Source organism: Paraburkholderia sp. BR13439, assembly GCF_040948805.1.
Taxonomy (GTDB): Bacteria; Pseudomonadota; Gammaproteobacteria; order Burkholderiales; family Burkholderiaceae; genus Paraburkholderia; species Paraburkholderia youngii.
In genome coordinates this window covers 1-22527 of the sequence record NZ_JBFPKN010000006.1, presented here as the reverse complement: position 1 = coordinate 22527, position 22527 = coordinate 1, and the positions used below count along the sequence as shown (strand labels likewise).

Here is a 22527-nt window from a genome sequence, read left to right as displayed (position 1 = left end):
GCCCGGTTTCGGACGAACGTCGCCACGCTCAACAGTGAACGATGCGTGCCGTTGTCGGCCCGCCTACCTGGGCCCGTGAACTGCGGGCGTGACGTGGTGGCATCGACGTCCCACAATTGAACGGTGGTTTCGAATTTGTTGCGGGTGACGGTCGACATCTGCATCGATGCCGCCCGGTGCGCTGGAATCCAGATTGCATACCATGCGGCGGGACGGCCGCAATGGTATGAGTCCGCACTGTTTAGCGCCAGCCACCCGCCAACGGGGCAGACGCTGTTGGCTTGCCCAGCGCGGCCGCTCGCCAGGCAGCGTTGGCGCTTACTATCGCGCGTCTTCGCCGCCAACCATCCATTTGATGGTTTCGGAAAAGTCGAATGGCTGCACGCCGGGCACGAGACGACGCAATTTCTCGGTCGAACCCACCAGGACTCTGACCTCGTTGGCCCGAACGAACGCGGGATTGACACGCACCTCGAGCTGGTGCCCGGAGACCTCGCTCACTGCCTCGAGCACCTGCTGAAGCGTATAAGGCTTGCCGCTGCACACATTCACGACCTCGGACTCGACATTCGACTCCAGCAGTCCGCGATAAATCTTCGCGACCGTGCGCACATCGGAAAAGTCGCGCGCCACATCCAGATTGCCTAATTCGATGACAGGCAGTCGCTTGACGAAGTGCGAGACGATCTTTGGGATTAGGAAACGCTCTGCCTGGCCACGCCCGGTGTAGTTGAACGGACGCACGATTACGATGGGCAACCGGTCAAACCACGTCTTGACCAGATGCTCCATCGCAAGCTTGCTGGCCGCGTAATGATTAATGGGCGCCGGGGTCACACCTTCGTCGATTACGCCACCGGCATTGCCATAGACGTTCGCGCTGCTGACAATCAGAATCTTGTCCGGCCGGTGACCGACGTCGGCGCAGGCTTGAAGCAGATTGAGCGTACCAAGCACGTTGACCCGGTACATGTCGAGTGTCACTTCGTGCGCGACGAAGCTGATTGCAGCCAGATGCGCGATGCAATCAGGGCGGACCGCCTCGATCACGCGACGGCAATCGTCGAGCGATGTGATGTCGAGTTGCAGCTCGCTTCCTTGCCGAAGATCGCCGACACAGGTACCCGTCACCTCATAACCGGCGCTCAGCAGTTCCTCGCGAAGATAAGCGCCCGTAAAGCCATGGGCACCTGTGATCAAGACGCGGCGCATAGGCATATCAGAACGAGAAACCAATCTGGTTGCGGCGCCGATCCGACTCAACCATCAGTGTGCACAACTCTTCGAGCGTAGTGCTTGGCGTCCAGCCAAGTTTTTCCTTCGCCTTGGAGGCGTCGCCGATCAACAGATCGACTTCCGCCGGACGATAGAACTCCGGATTCACACGCACCAGTACTTTGCCGTTGGATGCGTCGAGCCCTTCTTCTTTCTCCGCCTTGCCGCGCCACTCGATGTCCGTGCCGATAGCACGGAAGGCCATCGATACGAAATCGCGCACGGTTTCCGTACGATTGGTGGCGAGAACGAAGGTGTCCGGCTCGTCGGCTTGCAGCATGCGGTACATGCCTTCGACGTATTCCTTCGCGAAACCCCAGTCCCGCTTCGCGTCGATATTGCCGAGTTCGAGTACGTCGAGCTTGCCGAGCGAAATCTTGGCGACCGAGTCCGTAATCTTCCGTGTGACGAATTCACGCCCGCGCAGCGGCGATTCGTGATTGAACAGAATGCCGCTCGAGCCAAAAATATTGTAAGACTCGCGATAATTGACCGTGATCCAGTGTGCGTAAAGCTTCGCTACGCCGTATGGACTGCGCGGGTGAAACGGGGTGTCTTCCTTTTGGGGGATCGCCTGCACCTTGCCGAACATTTCGGAGGTGGACGCCTGATAGAAGCGAATCGAACGATCGACGATGCGGATCGCCTCGAGCACGTTCAGCGCCCCGACACCGGTGATCTCAGCCGTCGTGGCCGGCTGCTGGAACGATACGCCGACGAAGCTCTGCGCCGCCAGGTTATAGACCTCGCGCGGCTTGGCCATTTCGAGCAGGCGAATCGTTGCGCCGAGATCGGTCAGGTCGTGCTCGACCAGATGAAGCTTCGGATGCTGCAGTACACCCACTTCATCGAGACGCCAGAAGTTGACCGAGCTGGTACGCCGATACGTGCCATAGACGTCGTAGCCACGTTCGAGGAGCAATTGCGTCAGATACGCACCATCTTGCCCGGTAATGCCAGTCACCACAGCGCTCGTCAAGTCCTTCTCCTTCAGTAAGCCGCTCACGCGAGTCCGCGCGTTGAGCATAGGTCAATATTGAACGCCGATTATAGCCGACGGGGCAACCCTGCCGGGACGCCGAGATAGTCGCGGACGGCGCACGTGAGAGCTGCCGACCGATTCCGCTGACTATCGATGGAGCGACTCCGGACCGAATCCGCCGGCACGCCGACACGCGACGAGCATGCGATTCGCCCCGGCACCGAATCAGGCTCAGCCCGCGAACGCGCACCACGTTGGCAGAAGCTTGATCTTCCTGGCGGTAAGCGCGCGCTCGCAAGACTGGGTGATGACGATCCCGTGCGCGTCCAGCGTGTCCTGGATGTGATCCCGGCCGGAATAGCGCAGGTTCTCGCGCACATTCGGCGCTGGAGAAATACTTACGCGCCGCCCTGCCAGCTCGGCAGTGAGCGGCGCGAATACATCCTTGTTCGTCTCGATGTCCGGGACGTCGATAAAGATCGGCCCTCTAAAGCCGCTGGCCGACACGTACGCTGCCACCGTCCTGGCCACTGCAACGCCAGCCGGCAGCGTCGGCGGGGGCGCGCCACGCCTGAGGACCAATACCGACCTGATATCTTCGAATTGCACGACAGTGAGCAGAGCGACGACCAGCGCGAACACGGTGATGCCGGAACGCCGCGATCGGCTCGATCGCGCGCGCACATGCCGGTAGAGGTTCGAGAATACGACGAGCAAAACCGGATAGACCACGAACCATCCATAGCGCCCGGAGGCGCGGAAGGGCGACACCAGCGCCATTAACGCGCGCGGAAGCTCGATTCCGAACACCAGCGAGGAACCCAGATAGACCTGATTCGAAAGACTCAGTATCGTCAGCGCCAGCCATAGCGACCGGACGGGTGCGTCGACGCCTGCAACGATCCGGCGCCCGAGCATGAACCCCGCCATCAGGACGAACAGCAAGAGGCCGAGCCCCAGATATTGATAACCCTCGTACTGTCCGGCAGTGCCGATCGGCAGCGTCGATACATACCTCGACGTATCTTCTCCGTCTGCGCCTAGCGGATTGATGAACGCGTTCAGGTTCATCGAGTAGAAGCCGAAGCCGCTGCTGTCATCGCGGAAATGCTGGAAATAGCCGGCCGCGAACATTGCCGACAGCATGAGCGCGAGAATGATGCAAGCCTGACGCGCAACGAAGCGCAGCGTTGCCGTATCAGCGCGGTAGCTGCATGCACGCCACTGGGTCAGCACCGCCATCAGCACGAGAGGCGGCGTGAAATAGAAGTGCGTGAATACCGAAAAGACGATTAACGCGAGAAAAATGCGCAACCGGTCGCTAGACGTCATCGACGCGGACAGAAGCGTGCCCCAACCGATGATGATCAGAAAATGCGGCAACAGGTTGAGATGGCCTACCCGGTAGTAAAACGTCGGCAGAAGCCCGAGCAACAGCGCGCCCAGCAACGCGCACACCGACGAGACTGCGAGCTGCCTTAGCGCCCAATAAATGGACGAGAATTGCAGCAACGCGCACAGATAAACCCAAGCGCCGTAGGTCTGCGCCGCCGGGCCGAGGAACGGCCCGAGCAACTTCGTGACGATCGCCAAGAGCAGGTTACCGTCCATAAACACGATGTTTGCGCCCACCGGAAAATCGCTCGTCTCGATATGTCCGAGCGGAAACTGCCACGACGAGCTACGGAACAGGTTGAGCGCGGCCAGATTCCTCCGGTAGTCGCCGAGGTACAACCATTCGAGATGCGAAGGATGCAATGCCGAAAGACCCATCCAACCGTCGAAGATGAAGACCGATACCGCCAACAGCAGCGCGTACGCCACGAGATCGAGCGATACGCGCGGTGCACGCTCGGGTACCGGCGCATCGACGAGGCCATTCGGTCTTGAATCGACGGACATGGATGGAAGACGTCCAGTAGCGATGATTCGGATGCGGGCGCCGCCGCACGCTTGCATCAGGCAAAGACGAACCGCCTGTCGAGTCGGTACTTCACGACATAGCCGATCGTCAGGCCGATGGCGCCGCCGACGAAGCGTGCCGGCTCGGAATGAAAGATGGCGTCGGCGCCAAACTCGAAGCCCCAGAAGATGAACGTGGTCGCCACGCCCATCAACGAATACAGAAAGAAGCTCGCCACCCCATGCGAAAGGTTATTGTGGCGATAGCGAAAAATCCAGATCTTGTCGAGGACGAACTTCAGTACGAGACCGCCTCCGGTGCCGACCACCACTGAAAGCATGACGTCGAAAGGACCCTCGTACACAATCAGCGACAGCTTTTGCAGGCCGATGTTCACGACGATCGACAGGGCCGCGAAGACTGCATAAAGAATGACGAGGTGGGGGGTGGCGAGAGGTTTGGCCGATGAATTCACGGTATCGTTGCGTTGATCTATCGACTGTCTGAAAGCGGTCGGCCGGCGCGAGCGCGACTGGCCCGCCGGCCGGCTTCCATTACAGCGACAGCCGGTTGAAGATGCGGCGCGGAATGGAGCGAATGATCAGCATGATGCCCGCCCAGAACCACGGGGTATACACCACGTCGCGGTGACGCGCCACGGCCTTCACGATGTCGGTGGCCACAGCCTGCGGTGTCGCCACGAGCGGCTTGGGCAACGGCAGGCCCTGCGTCATCGGCGTAGCGACGAAGCCAGGCTTGATCGTCACCACATGTCCACCGACCTTTTTCAGGCGTGCATTGAGTCCTTCGCAGAACGTGGCAAGTGCGGCTTTCGCACTGCCGTAAAGGTAGTTCGACGGACGTCCACGATCGCCTGCGACCGAGGCGATCACCGCTAGTGTGCCACTGCGCTGTTCCTCGACGATATTAGCGAAACGCGTCAGTAGCGCGATCACCGAAACGACGTTCGTCGTGAACTCGCGCACCGCGACGGCAGCGTCGCGCTCGCATTCGCGCTGATCGGGCAAGGTGCCCGGCGCAACCAGCACGATGTCGATGCTGCCGAGAGCGGCCCGGCATGCCTGCACAACCAATTCCTGCGCGCCGAAATCGTCGATGTCCAACTGGTGGCAGCTGACCAGTTCGGCGCCGCGCGCCTTCAGATCGTCGGCGGTTTCCTGAAGGCGCCGCGCGTTGCGCGCGACCAGTGCGAAGCCTACTCCCGGTCCGTTCCATGCGCGCGCGCAGGCCGAAGCGATGGCCGAAGTGGCACCAATGATGACGATGTTCTTCATGAGCGAGTCGTTCGTTCCCAGAATCGAGAAAGCAAGGCAGGGTCCCTCAGTGTCTCCAGGTCGGTCCACCGCGGGTAGGCCGCGCGGAAGTCCTCCCCCGACATGTGCGCATCCTTTGCCGGATACAGACGTCCACCGCTCGCGCGGACGATCGCGTCGAGCGTATCGAACAGGCGCCGGTTGGACGCCTCGCGCTGCGGGAAGTCGAGCGCCAGCGAAGTGCCCTCCCGTGGAAAGGAAAGCCACCCCGGCGACCGAAGATCACCGCAGCGCTTGAGCACGGCAAGAAACGAGCCGGTGCCGCTGCGCGAAATCGCATCGAGCACGTCGCGTATTGCCTCGCGCGCGCAATTTGGCGGAATCACGCATTGATATTGCTGGAAGCCGGAGCGTCCATAGATGCGGTTCCACTGCAGCAGCGCGTCGAGCGGATAAAAATAGCTATCGTATCCGACCTTCGCCTTGGTCTCGCCAGCGGCCTGGCGGCGATAATACGCCTCGTTGAAAAGACGCAGCGTCAGTTTGTTGAACACAGGAACGGGCGAGACGATGGGAACCGTGTGCTTTTTGCGGCGCTCGACTGCAAGCGGCCCTTCCGGCGCATGATCGCCGACCATGAAAATCCCACGTCCGAGCGCCGCGCCACGGCTCTGGCAATCGATCCACGCGACGCTGTATTCGTGATGTCGATCGAGGCGCTCTGACAGGACGAAGAATTCGTCGACATTGTCGAAGCGGATGCTCGACACATCCATCAGGCTCGTGCGGATTGGCATCAGTTGAATCTCGACCCAGGTGATCAGTCCCGTGAGCCCCAGTCCGCCGATAGTCGCACCGAAAAAATCGGGCTCGGCGTCCGTCGCGCTTCCGGGCGCGCATTCGAGCTCGCTGCCATCGCTGCGCAAAAGGCCGAAGCGGCGCACATGGCGGCCGAAGGTGCCTCGGACGTGATGGTTCTTGCCATGAACATCGTTGGCCACAGCGCCACCAAGCGTCACGTATTTGGTTCCCGGCGTAACGGGCAGCATCCAGCCGCGCGGAATCGCTAGCTCGAGAATCGTCTCCAGCGTGACGCCCGCCTCGGCGCGCAGCACGCCACTCGACGCGTCGAAGTCGATGAGCCTATCGAGACCCCGCATGCACACGACCTGGCCCGAGGACGCGAGACAACTGTCGCCATAGCTGCGGCCCTGGCCGAATCCGAGCGTCGTGCCGCTAGCCGACGCCGCCGAGCGCCACGCTGGCGCTACGCCGTCGCGCCATGCCGGTGTGTGCGGATTCTGCGGCGCATAGGGATAAAGCCCCCAGGACTGAACGTGCGCCATGTTTTAGATGGCCAGCCAGAACACGACAGCGCACAACCCGATGACGGCCCAGCTACCTCGATCCTTGGCGGCGAAAACGACAGGATCGTCGTGCATCCGACCGCGATGGGCGATGATCCAGATACGGCTGACCCAATAGAGCAGCAGCGGACAGGCCAGCCAGATGAACTGGGGATGGCGATACAGCAAAAGCGTGTTGGCGTCCTGGATATACAGCGCCAGCACCAGCACGGATAGATAGCCAGCCGCTGCTCCGAGCGATGAGACCAGCGAAAGATCACCCGCCACATATCCTCGGCCCCGCGACGTGACGAGCCCGCGCGCCTGAAGCAGGTGCAGTTCGGCAAAGCGCTTGACGAGGGCGAGACTCAGGAAAATGAACATCGAGAAAGCGAGCAGCCAGAAGCTCAGCCGCGCATCGATGGCCGCGCTCCCCGCCACGATTCGGGATGTGTAGAGGCAAGCGAGCGCCACGACGTCCACCATGACCTGCCGCTTCAGATAGAAAGAGTAGGCGAGTGTCAGCGTGTAGTAGGCGATCAGCACCAAGGTGAATCGGTACGGCAGTAACGCGTGGGCGATTCCGAACCCGATTACCAATAGAACCGGAAACAATATCGCGCCCTGCCAGAGCGGCAAGGTTCCTGCCGCGAGCGGGCGCCGACGCTTGGTCGGGTGGTGCCGATCGTCCTCGAGATCGAGCAGATCATTCAGCAGGTAGACGCTCGATGCGCACAGCCCGAACGAAACGAAACCGAGGGCGGCCATGGCGAGCAGATGCACCGACGATGCCTCGTGCGCAGCCAACAGCGGCAAGAAAATCAGCAGGTTCTTGAGCCACTGATGCAACCGCAGTGACTTCGCCCACACCCGGGTGCGTGGCGGACGCGTCTCGATGACGGTCTCGACGTTGCCCCGCTTGCGCGCGACCCGCTCGACGCCGACCGATGGATTGACCACGTAGGCGCGGTCGGCAACCTCCCACACGGGAACGTCCGCATGCGAATTGCCAGCGTAATCGAAGCCCTTTTCGCTGAATTCCGCGACCAGCCGATCGCGCTTGTTGCGCGAGCTTAGATTGACATTGCCATTGGTCGCGAAGGTTTGGTCGAACAAACTCAGGTGATCGGCAATCGCATGTGCGAAGCGCTCATGGCTCGCGGTGGCAAGCACGAGGCGGCGCCCAGTGGCGCGCTCCTGCTTGAGCCAGTCCAGGACCGTCTCGTCATAGGGCAGCACCGTCACGTCGATATTGGTCGTCTGGGCGAGACGCGACTTGAGCCCAGGCTTGCCAAAGCGCAACAGCCAGAGCAGCGGCTCATAAAAACGGTGAGGGGCGGCTTTAAAAAATGCGAATGCGCTTTCGATCAGCACATCGGAGCGCATCAGCGTTCCGTCGAGATCGACTACGAGGGGTTTTTGACTCATTTGAGCGGGCCTAAACAGAGAAAAGTGTGATCACGCGAAACGCTCTTCCGCTTCCCCACTCCCCGAATGATCGCAATCGCTGGCGGCCAACAGGGGTCTCGTTCGTCGGTTGATATTTACACCGCCCTTCCCGGCATAGGGATGGCAACATGGGCGCCCGCATTATGCGAGGCGCTCGTCGCGCGACAGGCACAACTTCAACGCCTCCTTCCAATGCGGCGCGGCGAGCCCGAACACACGCGCCAGTTTGTCGTTCGACATCCTCGAATTGGCGGGGCGCTTTGCGGGCGTCGGGTAGTCCACGGCCGGAATCGGCAGCGTGTTCGGCTTGTTCGGCAAATCCGCGAGTTCGAAGATCGCCGACGCAAAGCCGTGCCAAGACGTCGAGCCGCCCGCGCACAGGTGATAGATGCCGGAACGCTCGTTCCACCAGTTCGCGCCGTCTTCGGCGGCGAAGCCCTGCGCGCACAGATGCGCGGTCAGCGTCGCGATCGTGTTGCACCACGTGGGCGCGCCGAACTGATCGGCCACCACCTTCAACTCGGGACGATCGGCGCCTAGCCGCAGCATCGTGAGCAGAAAGTTCTTGCCGCGCGTGCCGTACACCCAGCTGGTGCGCAACACGAGATGATCGACGCCGCTCGCCGCGATCGCCTGCTCGCCCGCGAGCTTGCTGCGGCCGTAGATGTTCTGCGGGTCGGTCGGATCGTCCTCGATGTACGCGCCTTCCTTGGTGCCGTTGAACACGTAGTCGGTCGAATAGTGGATCAGCGCGGCGCCGATCCTTTTCGCTTCGTCGGCGAGCACGCCCGGCGCTTCGCCGTTGATGCGCATTGCCAGCTCGCGCTCCTCTTCGGCCTTGTCCACCGCCGTGTAGGCGGCCGGATTGACGATCAGCGCGGGACGCAGCTCGCGCACCACCGCGCGAATTTGATCGAGGTTCGACAGGTCGAGCCGCGCGCGATCGACCGCCACCACGTTGCCGAGCCCTTGCAGCGTGCGCGCAAGCTCATAGCCAACCTGCCCGTTGACGCCGGTGACGAGAATCGTCCGTTTCGCATCGTGTGCGCTCATGCGATCCCCTTAGGCATAGACTTCGGCGTCGGCGAGACGCTTGCCCGCCGCATCCTTGGCCGCGAGCAGCGGCTCGAAGTCGATCGGCCATTCGATGCCGATCGCCGGATCATTCCACGCAATGCTGCGCTCGTGCTCCGGGAACCAGTAGTCGGTGGTCTTGTACAGGAACTGCGCGGACTCGGACAGCACGACGAAGCCGTGCGCGAAACCGGGCGGCACCCACAACTGCCGGTGGTTCTCCACCGACAACGTCACGCCGACCCACTTGCCGAAGTTCGGCGAGCTCTTGCGGATGTCAACGGCGACGTCGAACACCTCTCCCTCGACCACGCGCACGAACTTCCCCTGCGCATGCTGGATCTGATAGTGCAGCCCGCGCAGCACGCCCTTCGAAGAACGCGAATGATTGTCCTGCACGAACTCGACACCTCGCTCGACCTTCTCGGCGAATTCGAGCGCATTGAAGCTTTCGAAGAAAAAGCCGCGCGCATCGCCGAATACCTTCGGCTCGATGATCTTGACTTCGGGCAGCGAGGTTGCGGTTACCTGGATGGCCATGCGACTCGATCCGTCAGAATGTTTTGCAGGTACTGCCCGTAGCCATTTTTCGCGAGCGGCCTGGCGAGCGCGAGCAGTTGCTCGCCATCGATCCATTGACGCCGGTAAGCGATCTCTTCCGGACACGCGACCACCAGACCCTGACGCTTTTGCAGCGTGGCGATGAAGGTTGCGGCTTCGATCAGCGAATCGTGCGTGCCGGTGTCGAGCCACGCATAACCGCGGCCCAGGATTTCGACGTTGAGCGTCGCGTTTGCGAGGTAGCGCGAGTTCACGTCGGTAATTTCGAGCTCGCCGCGCTGCGACGGCTTTATGTCGGCGGCGATGTCGCAGACCTGTTTGTCGTAGAAATACAGGCCCGTGACCGCGTAGTTCGAACGCGGCCTCGCTGGCTTCTCTTCGATCGACAATGCGCGGAACTGCTTGTCGAATTCGACCACGCCGTAGCGCTCCGGGTCCTGCACGTGATACGCGAACACGGTCGCGCCTTCGGTCTGAGCGTCGGCGCGCTCCAGTTGCTTCGCGAGATCGTGGCCGTAGAAGATGTTGTCGCCCAGAATCAACGCCGACGGATCGTTGTTGACGAACTCCCGGCCGATGATGAACGCCTGCGCGAGCCCATCCGGCGACGGCTGCACCGCGTACTCAATGTTCATGCCCCACTGGCTGCCGTCGCCGAGCATCGCCTCGAAGCGCGGCGTGTCCTGCGGCGTGGAGATGATCAGCACGTCGCGGATGCCCGCCACCATCAGCGTGGACAGCGGATAGTAGATCATCGGCTTGTCGTACACCGGCAGCAGCTGCTTGGAGACGACGTGCGTAATCGGATACAGGCGGGTGCCCGAACCGCCCGCGAGAATAATGCCTTTGCGCGCCATTGCCGTGCCTTTACGCGCGCTGCGCGTAGTTGGTCTCGACCCACTTCCGGTATTCGCCCGAAGCGACCTCGTCGACCCATTGCTGGTTGTCGAGATACCACTGGACCGTTTTGGCGAGCCCCGTCTCGAACGTTTCCGCCGGCTTCCAGCCGAGTTCGCGCTCGAGCTTGCGGGCGTCGATCGCGTAACGGCGGTCGTGGCCCGGACGATCCTTCACATAGGTGATCTGGTCGCGATACGACCCGGCCGCCTTCGGACGCTTCTGGTCGAGCAGGTCGCACAGCGTGTGCACGACTTCAAGATTCTTCTTCTCGTTCCAGCCGCCGACGTTGTACGTCTCGCCCGGCGTGCCGCGCGCGAGCACTTCGCGAATCGCGCTGCAATGGTCGCCGACGTACAGCCAGTCCCGCACGTTCTGACCGTCGCCATACACGGGCAGCGGCTTGCCGCCGAGCGCGTTGGCGATCATCAGCGGAATCAGCTTTTCGGGGAACTGGTACGGGCCGTAATTGTTCGAGCAGTTGGTAGTCAGCACCGGCAGGCCATACGTGTGATGGTAGGCGCGCACGAGGTGATCCGAACCGGCTTTGGTCGCCGAATAGGGGCTATTCGGCGCATAAGGCGTCGTTTCGGAAAACTGCGGATCGGTTGCAGACAGTGAGCCGAACACTTCGTCGGTCGATACGTGCAGGAAGCGGAACGCGGCGCGCTCCGGCTCGCCGAGCGTGTTCCAGTAGCTGCGTGTCGCTTCGAGCAGCGTGAAGGTGCCGACCACGTTGGTTTGCACGAAATCGGCCGGACCGTGAATCGAGCGATCCACGTGGCTTTCGGCCGCGAAGTGCAGCACGGCGCGCGGCTTGTGCTCGGCCAATAGCGCGTCGAGCGCGGCCCGATCGCAAATGTCGACGCGCGCGAAAATATGTTTGGGGTTGCCCTGTAGCGTCTTCAGCGTGCCCAGGTTGCCGGCGTAGGTCAGTTTATCTACGTTGAGCACCGCTTCGTCCGACCCATTCAGCCAGTCGAGCACGAAATTAGCGCCGATAAACCCGGCACCGCCCGTTACCAGGATCATGTAATTCCCTTGTGGATGTGGGTCGCGTCCCTGAATCGATTTGCATTCGCCGACGTGACCACGATGCATGATGGTTTGCGATTCTGCAGCAGTTCAATGCATCCGCTTGTGCGCAAGCAAACGCTCTGACGCTAGTCTTATGATGACCTGATTATAAGGTCATGCCCGCCAAAAACTCGAATCGAATAATCTCGAACAGGTCTCGCGGATATGGCGGCCATCAACTTTTTCATTGACCGTTTATGCGGCCGATGGCCAGAACCGAGCAAGGAAATTTTTTTCCTTCCCTCCATCGGCGTTGCCGGCCCATCGTCCTGACCGACCGGACGTCGCCCCGGCAAAGCGGCTATTATGTCACGCTAGCTTGCTGCTCTGCCCACCGTGGCACGCGTCGTGCAACACCGCGCGTATCGAATCGATCTGATTTCCTCGATGACACCCCACAACGCTTCCAGTACGTCCGCTCCCCTCGTTCCTCTTGCATTCGGCGATCTGCAAGGCTGCCGTGCGCCGTTTCAGCAACTGCTCGCCAAAGCCGCGCCGCCGGACGGCACACCGCTGTGGTTCGCCGGCGATCTGATCAACCGCGGCCCCGACTCGCTCGACACATTGCGCGACGTAATCGCGTTCGGCGAGCGCGCGGTGCCCGTGCTCGGCAATCACGATCTGCATCTGCTGTCGGTGTCGGCGGGGATTCGCAAGTCGAAGAAAGGGGACACGATCGAAGACATCCTCGCCGCGCCCGATGCCGCCGATCTGCTCGAGTGGATTCGCCACCGGCCGCTCGCGCATTTCGACAACGGCATGCTGATGGTGCACGCGGGCGTGCTGCCGCAATGGGATACGACGCTGACGCTGGAACTCGCCGACGAATTGCAGCGCGCGCTGCGTGCGCCGAACTGGAAAGAAACGCTTGCCGGCCTGTACGGCAACGAGCCGAACCGCTGGAAGCCGGGCCTGAAGGGAATCGAGCGTCTGCGCGTTACATGCAGCGCGTTGACGCGCATGCGCTTTTGCAGCGCCGATGGGGTGATGGATTTCAGCAGCAGCGGCACGCTCGCATCCACGCCGAGCGGTTGCATGCCATGGTTCGACGTGCCGTCGCGCCAGACCGCAGACGTGACCGTCGTGTTCGGTCATTGGGCCGCGCTCGGCCTGATGCTGCGCGACAACCTGATCGGCCTCGACTCGGGTTGCGTGTGGGGGCACAAGCTGTCGGCGGTACGGCTCGCGCGAAATCCTGCGGAGCGTACGTTGACGCAGGTCGATTGCGATTCGTGCGGTGTGCCGCGCGGGGGCAATTAAACAGAAGCCGGCGACGCTGCCCGGCAGCGCCGCCGCTCAGGCCGAGCGGCGCGGCTGATCGACGGGCTCGATCAGGGTTTCCGGCGTCTCGGCGGCGTCGCTCGACGACGCGGCAGCTACCACGTCGCCTTCTTGCGCGACCGTCCCCGCCACTGCGTTGCCGGCCTGCATGTCCCGCAACGCGTTCGCCACCACGTTCTGAGCCTGCGCCGCAAGCACCCGCCGGTCAGCGTTCGGTGCGAGCGGTGCGCCGACATAGACGTGGGCGGTTAGCGGACCGCCACGCAACAGCATGTCGAGCGAGTCGGACAACGAGACATCGTCGATATACGCGGGTGCGGTCGACTGCCGGCCCTGCGCATCCTCGTACATGATGCACAGCGGCTGCACCGGCACACCGGCCGACACCGCCGCCTGAAACATGTTCGCGTGAAACGGCAGCAACTCGAGCCCGTTCGAGGTCGTGCCTTCGGGGAACACGCACATCAGTTCACCCGCGCTGAGGCGATCGGCGAGTTCGTGCATGATCCGCTTCGCGTCGCTGCGCTTCTCGCGCTGGATGAACACCGTGTCGAGCTGCTGCGCGAGCCAGCCGACCACCGGCCATTGCCGGATCTCCGCCTTCGACACGAACGGCGTCGGCCGCCACGCGTTGATCACGTAGATGTCGATCCACGAGATGTGATTGGCGACGACGAGCGCGCCACGATCGAGCCGCACCGCATCGTTATGCACGACAAGGCGCATGCCGCACAACCGCAGCATCTTCAGCGACCACGCGCGATTGAGCGAGTGACGCCGCTCGGCGCTCGCGTTCGGAAAGCGCGTCGCGACGGTCCACATGCCGTGCAGCAGATGCGTGATGAGACGGATCTTGCGTAACGCGAGCTTCATGGGCGGGGCTTTCCTTGACTGGACCGAGACGATGCCGCTCAGCGCTGCTCGTACGCGAGCTGACCCGACACGACGGTCGCGCGCACCTGCGCCGGCAACTCGTAGCCGAGGAACGGCGTGTTGTGCCCCTGGCTCTTCAGCACGCGCGGCTCGACGCGCCAGTGAGCATGACGGTCGAACACGCAGAGGTCGGCCACCGCGCCGACCGCGATGCGGCCAGCCGCTTCGAGGCCGAGCACCTGCGCCGGCGCCGCGGTGATGCGATTGAGCGCGCTCGCGAGCGGCACGCCCGCTTCGTCGGCCCACTTGACCGTCAGCGACAGGAACAGTTCGAGGCCGGTTGCGCCTGGCGTCGCTTCGGCGAACGGCAGCAGCTTTTCGTCGTCGTCGACCGGCGTGTGCGCCGAGCAGATCGCGTCGATCGTGCCGTCGACGAGGCCTGCGCGGATCGCTTCGCGATCGCGCTGCTGGCGCAGCGGCGGATCGAGCCGGAACTGCGCGTCGAAATAGCCGATGTCGAGGTCGATCAGATGCAGGTGGTTCACGGTGACGTCGCACGACACCGGCAGGCCTTCGGCCTTTGCCGCGCGCACGAGCGCGACGCCCGCCGCCGACGACACATGCGACACATGCACGCGCGCGCCGGTCACGCGCACGAGTTCGAAGATCGTATGCAGCGCGATCGTTTCGGCCGACACCGGCACGCCCGACAAACCGAGCCGCGACGCCAGCGCTCCGCTCGCGGCGACGCCGCCCTTGCCGAGGTACGCATCGACGGGACGCAGCCACACGGTGAAGCCATACGTCTTCGCGTATTGCAGCGCGCGCATCAGCACCTGGGTATCGACGATCGGCGTATCGGCCTGCGAGAAGCCGACGCAGCCCGCCTCGGTCAGCTGAACCATCTCGGTGATGACCTGCCCCTTCAGACCGACCGTCAGCGCGCCGAGCGGATACACGTGCGCCTTGTTCAGATTGCGCGCGCGGAACTTCAGCATTTCGACGAGGCCCGGTTCGTCGAGCGTCGGATCGGTGTCCGGCGGACATACGAGGCTCGTCACGCCGCCCGCGAGCGCCGCGGCCATTTCCGAGCCGAGCGTCGCCTTGTGCTCGTAGCCCGGCTCGCGCAAACGCGCGCACAGGTCGACGAGACCCGGCGCGATCGACAGTCCGTGGGCGTTGAGCGTGCGCTCCGCCTGGAAGCCGGCCGGCGCCTGGCCGAGAGCGGCGATCTTGCCCGCCTCGATAAAAATATCCTGCCGCTGTTCGGTGCCCGCTGCCGGATCGATCAGCGTGCCGCCGTGAATATGAATCTTCATGCGCTGCCTTTGTTAAACCTGTGGTTCAGCCTGTGCTTCGGCTTCCTGATGGTCGCTGCTTAATCGTTATTGCCCGCGACGATCCCCATCACCGCCATGCGCACCGCGATACCGAACGTCACCTGATTCAGGATCACCGATTGCGGGCCGTCCGCGACCTGCGAGTCGATCTCGACGCCGCGGTTCATCGGGCCGGGGTGCATCACGATCGCATCCGGGGCGGCGAGCGCGAGACGCTCGGGCGTCAGCCCCCAGCTCTTGAAGTACTCCTGCGACGACGGCAGCAACGCGCCGCTCATGCGTTCGTTCTGCAGGCGCAGCATGATGATGACGTCGACGTCCTTCAGCCCTTCGTCGAGGTTGTGGAACACGCGCACGCCCATCTGTTCGAGGCCGCCCGGCAGCAGCGTGCGCGGACCGATCGCGCGCACTTCGGGCACGCCGAGCGTGGTCAGCGCATGAATGTCCGAGCGCGCGACGCGCGAATGCAGGATGTCGCCGACGATCGCCACGCGCAGCTTCGTGAAGTCTTTCTTGTAGTGGCGGATCGTGTACATGTCGAGCAGACCCTGCGTCGGGTGCGCGTGACGGCCGTCGCCGGCGTTGATCACGTGCACGTGCGGCGCGCAATGCTGCGCGATCAGGAACGGCGCGCCGCTCGACGCATGACGCACGACGAACAGATCCGCGTGCATCGCCGACAGGTTGTTGATCGTGTCGAGCAGCGATTCGCCCTTGCTCGTCGACGACGCGTTGATGTTCAGATTCAGCACGTCGGCCGACAGCCGCGTGGCCGCGATCTCGAACGTCGTACGGGTGCGCGTCGAGTTCTCGAAGAACAGGTTGAACACCGACTTGCCGCGCAGCAGCGGCACCTTCTTCACTTCGCGATCAGTCACGCTGACGAACTGGTCGGCGGTCTCGAGAATGTGATTGACGATGGCCTTCGGCAAGCCCTCGATCGACAGCAGATGCTTGAGCTCGCCGTTCTTCGTGAGCTGCGGGTTGCCCTTCAGGAAGCCGTAGCGGAAGCGCTCGGATGCGCTAGCGGAGGAATCTTGCGGAGCCTGGGTGGCGGTGTTCATGATGTACCTGCTTCAAATACGGGCTTCAACGTGATCGAGGTCGGCGCGTCGCTCGCGCGAGATTCAATCAACGCGTGCTTCAGTGTGAAAAGAGAACCGCTGGCCGCCCGCGCCGTCGTCTTCGTGGGCCAGCACGAGCGTCGCGTCGGCCGGCACGTCGACCACGCCGCCGACGAAGCGCGCCGCCACCGGCAACTCGCGTCCGCCGCGATCGGCGAGCACCGCGAGTTCGACCGACGCCGGCCGGCCATAGTCATACAGCTCGTTCACCGCAGCGCGAATCGTGCGGCCGGTGTACAGCACGTCGTCGACCAGCACGATGCGGCTGCCATCGACCGCGAACGGCAGCGAGGTCGGGCTCGCCTGCGCGTGCAGCCCTTTCTTCGCGTAGTCGTCGCGATGCAGCGCGACGTTCACCACGCCGAAGCTCGGTAGGTTCAGGTCGCGCGCGAGCCGCTCGGCGAGCCATGCGCCGCCGCTATGGATACCCGCGAGCACCGCCGCCTGGGCGCCGTCGTGCGCTGCGGCGAGCTGGTCGCCATAGGCCGCGCGAATCTGGTCGAGCAACGCGCGATACAGCGCTTCGGCGTCAATGGAACTCATGATCGTCGGAAAGTCCGTCAAGATATTGCTGGAGGATGATGCTCGCGGCTTCGGCATCGAGCATGTCGATGCGGGCGTTGCCGGCGCGGATTTGCGCCTCGGCCTCGACCGACGAGTAGCGCTCGTCGACCCACGTGACCGGCAGATTGAAGCGGCCGTTCAGCTGGTTGCCGAAGCGCTTCGCGAGCTGCGTGCGCTCGTGCGGTGTGCCGTCGGGGTGCATCGGCAGGCCGACCACCAGCGCATCGGGCTTCCATTCGACGATCAGCTTGCCGAGCGCTTCGAAACGGTACTCCTTGCTGCGGTTCTGCACGACGACGAGCGGCCGCGCGCGGCGCGTCAGCGAATTGCCGACCGCCACGCCGATGCGTTTCACGCCGTAGTCGAACGCAAGCAGCGTCGCCTCACGTCCGGCCGGCAGATTCATGCGCGGCCCCTCATGCGTGCCCGGCCTCGCCCGACAGCATCGACAGCGACACGCCGAGCAGCGCGAGCGCCGCTTCGAGACGATCTTCGGCCGGCACGTCGAAGACGATCTTCGGATCGGCCTCGACCGTCAGCCAGCCGTTCTTCGAGATTTCGTCTTCGAGCTGACCGGCGCCCCAGCCGGCGTGGCCGAGCGTCAGCAGGAAACGCTCCGGACCGTTGCCGCTCGCGACGGCCTCGAGCACGTCTTTCGAGGTGGTCATTTCGAGCCCTCCCGGCACCGACATCGACGACGTGTACGCGCTGCCGCCTTTCGGATCGTGCAGCACGAAGCCGCGCTCGGTTTGCACCGGGCCGCCGAAATACACGGGAACATGGAGAAGAGGTTCGATCTCGAGCTTCAGATCGATGCGATTGAAGAGCGCTTCCAGGTCGATATCGGTCGGCCGGTTGATCACGAGGCCGAGCGCGCCGCGCTCACTGTGATCGCAAAGGTAGACCACCGTTCCTGAAAACGTCGGATCGGCCATGTTCGGCATGGCGATCAGGAACTGGTTGGTCAGATTGATGCGATCGGTACTCTTGGACATAGTTCGGATTTTAGCAAAGACGATGCGCGATGGCGGGCTGCTTTGAGCATTGCAACGCGTTGGGTTGCACGCTACGTGCGGCGTCATCGACGCCGGATCAAGTTCCACTCTATCACGCGCGCGACTCGCGCCATGCCGCGATCAGGCGCCGAAACACCGCGTAGAACGGCAGGTTCGACGCGTGTCGCGAAGTAGCGGGATTGTGACTCGTCAAATTGGGTTTCAGCGGATTCGGCGCGCGTCGGTCGAGGCGTTGCGGACGCAATTCGCGCGCCACGTCGCGCGTTTGGTTCGGCGTGGCTTGCGCTTCACGCGCCGCCCTGCTCGATCGCGCGCGTGAGCGCGGTGAGCGCCGCCTGCGTGAAGCTGCCGCCGGCCGGCCCAACGCCCGCGGCGACCTTGTGCAGCGACGCGCGCAACGCCTCGGCGGCCTGCTCGAGCGTGTCGGCCGCCGGCGCGCCGACGATCACGTGTACGCGCACCGCCGGCGTCGCGACGGCCGCATGCGCACGACGCCGCCATGCGAGCCCGAGGGCATCGGCGAGCAGCGCCACGTGACCGAGGCCGAGCGCGCAGGCGGCGGAGCCGAGCCGGTAGGCGGCGTCGCCCGCCTGCAGTGCTTCGCTCGGGTCCGCTTTCTCTGGCTGATCGGCCGCGCGGGCATGCGCGGCGAGCGCCTCGATCGACGCTTCGGCGGTCTGCAGGAAATCTTCGTACGCGTTCGCGTTGACACTCAGCACGCCGAGATCGCGCGTGTGCGGCAGCGACTGCACCTCGAGCGCGCGCGCCTCCCACAGCGCTTCCGACGACTGCGTGCCGGCGACGTGCCAGTCGACGGTCAAGCCGTAATCGTGCAGCACCTCGACCTGGTCGGCGTCCTGGGCGGCCGCGCCGAACAGCGCGTAGTCGCGCCACAGCAGCGCGAGCGTCGCGCGCACCAGCGAACGCGGCGCGCGCTCGATGCCGCGCGCGTGATCGGCGAGCGCCAGGTTGCAGCGCGCGTAAAAGCGCCGTGCTTCGATATCGCGAATTGCGTGGCCGCGCGCGCGCAGCGCCTTCGCGCAGGCGCGAGCGAGCCGCCAGAAGTCGTAGGGATCGGGGCTGGCGAGTTCGGTGAACACGGCGTCGAGCTCGTCGAGCGCGGCGTTCGTGACCGCAAGCGCCACCGCGCTACCCGTGTCGGCCTGCGAGCGCAGCACCGGCAGCAGAGCGCGCTCGTAGCGCGCCCGCAGATGTGCCAGCTGATCGGCCGATTGAGCGTGCAGCGACGCCGGGGGCACCGGCCGCGCGCACAGCGCGAGCTCTTCGAACGCGACGGCGGAGCCCGGCGTGGGTTCGACGAGTTGCGCGCACAGCTCGCGGTAATGGTTGAACAGCGTCGGCGAGCAGCTGAGCTCGCGCAGATTGTGACGTTCGAGCGCCGCGCGGAAGTCGCGCAGCGCCGCGCCGAACACTGGCCGGGCGCTTTGCGCTTCGGCCGACTCGTCGCTCGCGAGCGGCGAGAGCCGCACCAGCGCATCGGCGAAACGCTGCGCGCTGAGCCAGCCCGCCGTGCGCAAGGCATGCGACGCACGCAGCAGCGCGGCACCGCTCTCGTGGCGCTGCTCGAACGCGAGCGACGCCTCGGCGAGCGCCAGTTCCGCCGGGCGGACCGCGCCGCCGCGCGGATTCGGCAGTGCATCGATGGAAACGGGTGCTGCGGATCGAAGAGTCATGGGCAGGCGACACGAAGCTGACGGCGCCGTCGCTTCGCGCCGCGTGCCGAGTGGGCGGCCACCGCGCGAACCGGCGACAGGACAATGACAGACTACCGTTGCGACACGACGCGTCCGGCGATGTTCCGCGCCAGCGCGCTCAGACAGGCGCCGGGCGCGCCGGACGCATCAAGCGATTGCAGCAATTGTGCGGTGGCGACACCGCTCACTTTCGGGATTGAAGCTCAGGGTTCAGGTTCGGGACCGAACCTCGGGACACCGTTTTGGGGCCGAAGCTTCCGGGGGCTTGCCGTGCTTCAGATCTGGACCATTTCGAAGTCTTCCTTGCGCGCTCCGCACTCGGGACACGTCCAGTTGATGGGCACGTCTTCCCAGCGCGTGCCCGGCGCAATGCCTTCGTCGGGCAAGCCGGCCTCTTCGTCGTAAATCCAGCCGCAAATCAGGCACATCCAGCTTTGATATTCCATTCTTTTGTCGCGTCGTTGAGTCCGTGGAAACGGGAGCCATGATGGTACCGTGTTGGCGCCCCCATGCCTAGCAATCGAAAACGCGCAACCGTAGCGTGGACCGGCCTTCGGCGGGCGCCCGCGCGCCGTGCCAGCGCCGCTTCCGGCGGCTTGCCACGCGTCGGGCGGGCGCCAGCGACACGGTAGAGTGGGCCCTCGGGCAAGCCGCGCGAAAAAACGCCCTGTCAGCGGTTTAGGCCGCATAATTGAGCCAATTGCGCACTGTGCGCCGAAATCCTGCTTTTCTTATCCATTTTCATGCCCAGCGACACGCCTCCGATCGTCCTCACCTTCGGCCTCTCCGATCCCACTGGCGGCTCCGGCCTGCAGGCGGACCTGATGACACTTGCCAGCATGGGCTGCCACGGCGTATCCGTGCTCACGGGCTATACCGTGCGCGACTCGGCGAGCTGCGATGAAGTCACCGGCCTCGACCCTGACATCGTCGCGACGCAGGCGCGCATGCTGCTCGAGGACATGCCGATCGCCGCCTTCAAGGTCGGCGCGTGCACGCGCGCCGAGGTGGTCAGCGCGATCGCGGAAGTGGTTGCCGACTACGACGATGTCCCGCTGATCCTCGCCCCGGACTTCACGCTCGACGACGAACACGTGCTCGCCGCCGACGAACTGCGCGAAGCGATCGCCGATCTGCTCGCCCCGCAAACCACGCTGCTGGTCGCCGACTCGTCGACGCTGCTCGCGCTTGCGCAGCCCGACGGCGACGCGGAGGCGCCGAGCCTCGACGCCGCGATCTCGCATCTGCTGTCGCAGGGCTGCGAGTACATTCTGTCGACCGAAACCGGCACGCACCGGCTCGTCAACACGCTCTTCAGCGAGGACGGCCAGTTGCGTCAGGACTTGTGGGACCGTGCGCCCCATCGGCTGACGGGCCTGACCGATACGCTTGGCGCGGCGATCGCCGCGCTGCTCGCCAACGGCCAGGAGCCCGCGGAAGCGGTGCGCGAAAGCCAGGAGTATCTGTATCAGGCGGTGCGCAATGCGTTCCGGCCCGGCATGGGGGCGTACATGCCCGATCGTTTCTTCTGGGCACGCAGCAGCGACGACGACGAAACCCCGCCGGCCCAAGGCAAGGGCGCAGCGCCCGGGGAAGCGCGACACTGACCTCGTCATTCATCGGTAATCGACTAGAAACCCGCTATTAGGCGGGTTTTTTCATTTAGTGCGTCTTTCGCGCCAATGTAACCAGACGTGTTCCTGCGTAATTAAACGTCACAACGTCAGTGACACCTTTTGTCTAGACTTTACGCATCACTGACAGCCATATGTCCCCACATGTCTTTCCCGACCTTTTTTATCCATCCACCGAAATGCGGCGGTTCGACCGTTATTTCGTGCTTTGATTTGAACAAAGGTAATGATCAATTCATTAGCTTTGTTTGGGATCAGGATGGGTGGGGAAACTGTCGCGCGAAGCTGCTCGAGACGCAAGTCGGCGGTGGACATCATCCGTTTGGGATTCATCGGGTGATGAAACATCCGGTCAACTACTGCACGATCCTGCGCGATCCGCTCGCGCGCCACATCTCTCACTACCGGTATGCCGCGAACGGCAAGAACGGCCAAATCATGCGCGGGGTCAGCGTGTCGACGCCGGAGGCTATGGCGCTTCAAGGCGTGCTATCGCTCGACGAGTGGGTCAGCGAATCGCTCGGCGGCCGGAACCTGTTCGTGCAGATGCTGAGCGGCGAACCGGCGGTCAACGAAGCGTCCCTCGCCGTCGCGAAAATCCATTTGCGCGAACATATCGGTACCGTCGGCGTCTGCGAGGACATGAGCGAATTCTTACTGCGGTTGTGCGGTTCGACCGGAATGAAATTACCGTTCTGCTTCGAAGCGAACCGCATTAATGGCAAACCGAATGGCACAGCACTGTTAAGCGAAGCAGCAAGACAGAAATTTGTCGATCACAATAGCCTTGATTACGAGCTGTTTCGCGATGCCAATCGCATCGTCGAAGCTTATGCGAAAGAATCGGGCAGCGTCTTTTCGAATGCGCTTGAATTGGTCCGCGTGATCCAGGCAGAAATAAATCGGCTCGAGAATCCGCACATTTATAGCGCAACGGTTCTGGGCATCGACGGCTCATTCCTGTCGCGCGTGCATGAGGTGATCCGCCGCTTCGATCTGACGCCGATCGATACTTAGTCCGTCCTGAACAATCCGTAGAGCCTTGAGTAGCTGGGCTTCCGGGTAGAAATCGTGTTGTTGGAATTGCAGAGACCTGGCATATTGCTTCACATAGCCTGCAAATTCTGACGAGGTTCAGATGG

Annotated in this window: 22 protein-coding genes; 3 read left to right on the top strand and 19 right to left on the bottom strand. The window is 63.3% G+C overall.

Annotated features, from left to right (window positions below; all coding sequences use genetic code 11):
- Positions 1–321: 321 nt before the first annotated feature.
- The 11 genes from AB3X96_RS13700 to rfbB form a co-directional block, all read right to left on the bottom strand.
- Positions 322–1218 carry a GDP-mannose 4,6-dehydratase gene (locus tag AB3X96_RS13700; protein ID WP_368590395.1) on the bottom strand — a complete coding sequence of 299 codons (897 nt, stop codon included), beginning with the start codon at positions 1216–1218 and terminating at the stop codon, positions 322–324.
- A gap of 1 nt (position 1219) precedes the next feature.
- Positions 1220–2254 (bottom strand): GDP-mannose 4,6-dehydratase, encoded by a 1035-nt coding sequence (gene gmd / locus AB3X96_RS13695; protein ID WP_368590175.1) that lies wholly within the window; start codon positions 2252–2254, stop codon positions 1220–1222.
- A gap of 234 nt (positions 2255–2488) precedes the next feature.
- Positions 2489–4159, bottom strand: a complete 1671-nt coding sequence (locus AB3X96_RS13690; protein ID WP_368590174.1) for a DUF6311 domain-containing protein — start codon at positions 4157–4159, stop codon at positions 2489–2491.
- 56 nt (positions 4160–4215) lie between these two features.
- Positions 4216–4635 carry a GtrA family protein gene (locus AB3X96_RS13685; RefSeq protein WP_321576735.1) on the bottom strand — a complete coding sequence of 140 codons (420 nt, stop codon included), beginning with the start codon at positions 4633–4635 and terminating at the stop codon, positions 4216–4218.
- A gap of 79 nt (positions 4636–4714) precedes the next feature.
- Positions 4715–5455, bottom strand: a complete 741-nt coding sequence (locus AB3X96_RS13680) for an SDR family oxidoreductase (protein ID WP_368590173.1) — start codon at positions 5453–5455, stop codon at positions 4715–4717.
- Positions 5452–6780 (bottom strand): FAD-dependent oxidoreductase, encoded by a 1329-nt coding sequence (locus tag AB3X96_RS13675; RefSeq protein WP_368590172.1) that lies wholly within the window; start codon positions 6778–6780, stop codon positions 5452–5454. The genes AB3X96_RS13680 and AB3X96_RS13675 overlap by 4 nt, the downstream gene beginning before the upstream one ends.
- 3 nt (positions 6781–6783) lie before the next feature.
- Positions 6784–8208: a UbiA family prenyltransferase gene (locus AB3X96_RS13670; RefSeq protein WP_368590171.1), complete on the bottom strand. Its 1425-nt coding sequence runs from the start codon at positions 8206–8208 to the stop codon at positions 6784–6786.
- 162 nt (positions 8209–8370) lie between these two features.
- Complete coding sequence (gene rfbD, locus AB3X96_RS13665) at positions 8371–9282, bottom strand: dTDP-4-dehydrorhamnose reductase (RefSeq protein ID WP_368590170.1); 912 nt, start codon at positions 9280–9282, stop codon at positions 8371–8373.
- 9 nt (positions 9283–9291) lie between these two features.
- A complete protein-coding gene (rfbC, locus tag AB3X96_RS13660) occupies positions 9292–9843 on the bottom strand; it encodes a dTDP-4-dehydrorhamnose 3,5-epimerase (protein ID WP_368590169.1) in 552 nt (183 codons plus the stop codon).
- Complete coding sequence (rfbA, locus tag AB3X96_RS13655; protein ID WP_368590168.1) at positions 9828–10721, bottom strand: glucose-1-phosphate thymidylyltransferase RfbA; 894 nt, start codon at positions 10719–10721, stop codon at positions 9828–9830. The genes rfbC and rfbA overlap by 16 nt, the downstream gene beginning before the upstream one ends.
- A gap of 10 nt (positions 10722–10731) precedes the next feature.
- Positions 10732–11793 (bottom strand): dTDP-glucose 4,6-dehydratase, encoded by a 1062-nt coding sequence (gene rfbB / locus AB3X96_RS13650; protein ID WP_368590167.1) that lies wholly within the window; start codon positions 11791–11793, stop codon positions 10732–10734.
- A gap of 432 nt (positions 11794–12225) precedes the next feature.
- Here rfbB and AB3X96_RS13645 point away from each other — a divergent pair, with 432 nt between their 5' ends.
- Entirely contained in the window at positions 12226–13098 is an 873-nt protein-coding gene (locus tag AB3X96_RS13645; RefSeq protein ID WP_368590166.1) for a symmetrical bis(5'-nucleosyl)-tetraphosphatase, read from the top strand.
- Between the two features lie 36 nt (positions 13099–13134).
- Here the strand turns inward: AB3X96_RS13645 and AB3X96_RS13640 are convergent, their stop codons facing one another.
- The 8 genes from AB3X96_RS13640 to AB3X96_RS13605 form a co-directional block, all read right to left on the bottom strand.
- Positions 13135–13992 (bottom strand): lysophospholipid acyltransferase family protein, encoded by an 858-nt coding sequence (locus AB3X96_RS13640; RefSeq protein WP_368590165.1) that lies wholly within the window; start codon positions 13990–13992, stop codon positions 13135–13137.
- A 38-nt stretch (positions 13993–14030) separates the two neighbouring features.
- On the bottom strand, positions 14031–15311 hold the full coding sequence (locus AB3X96_RS13635) for a dihydroorotase (protein WP_368590164.1): 1281 nt from the start codon (positions 15309–15311) through the stop codon (positions 14031–14033).
- Positions 15312–15370: 59 nt separating this feature from the next.
- Positions 15371–16396 carry an aspartate carbamoyltransferase catalytic subunit gene (locus AB3X96_RS13630; RefSeq protein WP_008920711.1) on the bottom strand — a complete coding sequence of 342 codons (1026 nt, stop codon included), beginning with the start codon at positions 16394–16396 and terminating at the stop codon, positions 15371–15373.
- 63 nt (positions 16397–16459) lie between these two features.
- Positions 16460–16999 carry a bifunctional pyr operon transcriptional regulator/uracil phosphoribosyltransferase PyrR gene (gene pyrR / locus AB3X96_RS13625; protein ID WP_368590163.1) on the bottom strand — a complete coding sequence of 180 codons (540 nt, stop codon included), beginning with the start codon at positions 16997–16999 and terminating at the stop codon, positions 16460–16462.
- Complete coding sequence (ruvX, locus tag AB3X96_RS13620) at positions 16986–17426, bottom strand: Holliday junction resolvase RuvX (RefSeq protein WP_368590162.1); 441 nt, start codon at positions 17424–17426, stop codon at positions 16986–16988. Before ruvX ends, pyrR begins: the two co-directional genes overlap by 14 nt.
- Positions 17427–17436: 10 nt before the next feature.
- The gene (locus tag AB3X96_RS13615) at positions 17437–18015 is read right to left on the bottom strand and encodes a YqgE/AlgH family protein (protein WP_013088593.1); all 579 of its coding nucleotides are present in this window, start codon (positions 18013–18015) and stop codon (positions 17437–17439) included.
- A gap of 308 nt (positions 18016–18323) precedes the next feature.
- Positions 18324–19730 (bottom strand): hypothetical protein, encoded by a 1407-nt coding sequence (locus tag AB3X96_RS13610; RefSeq protein WP_368590161.1) that lies wholly within the window; start codon positions 19728–19730, stop codon positions 18324–18326.
- Positions 19731–20026: 296 nt separating this feature from the next.
- Positions 20027–20197 (bottom strand): rubredoxin, encoded by a 171-nt coding sequence (locus AB3X96_RS13605; protein ID WP_006047743.1) that lies wholly within the window; start codon positions 20195–20197, stop codon positions 20027–20029.
- 297 nt (positions 20198–20494) lie between these two features.
- Here AB3X96_RS13605 and AB3X96_RS13600 point away from each other — a divergent pair, with 297 nt between their 5' ends.
- Together AB3X96_RS13600 and AB3X96_RS13595 are read left to right on the top strand one after the other, a co-directional pair.
- Positions 20495–21358, top strand: a complete 864-nt coding sequence (locus AB3X96_RS13600; protein ID WP_176122572.1) for a hydroxymethylpyrimidine/phosphomethylpyrimidine kinase — start codon at positions 20495–20497, stop codon at positions 21356–21358.
- A gap of 171 nt (positions 21359–21529) precedes the next feature.
- Positions 21530–22402: a chondroitin 4-O-sulfotransferase gene (locus AB3X96_RS13595; RefSeq protein ID WP_368590160.1), complete on the top strand. Its 873-nt coding sequence runs from the start codon at positions 21530–21532 to the stop codon at positions 22400–22402.
- The last annotated feature ends 125 nt before the right edge of the window (positions 22403–22527 follow it).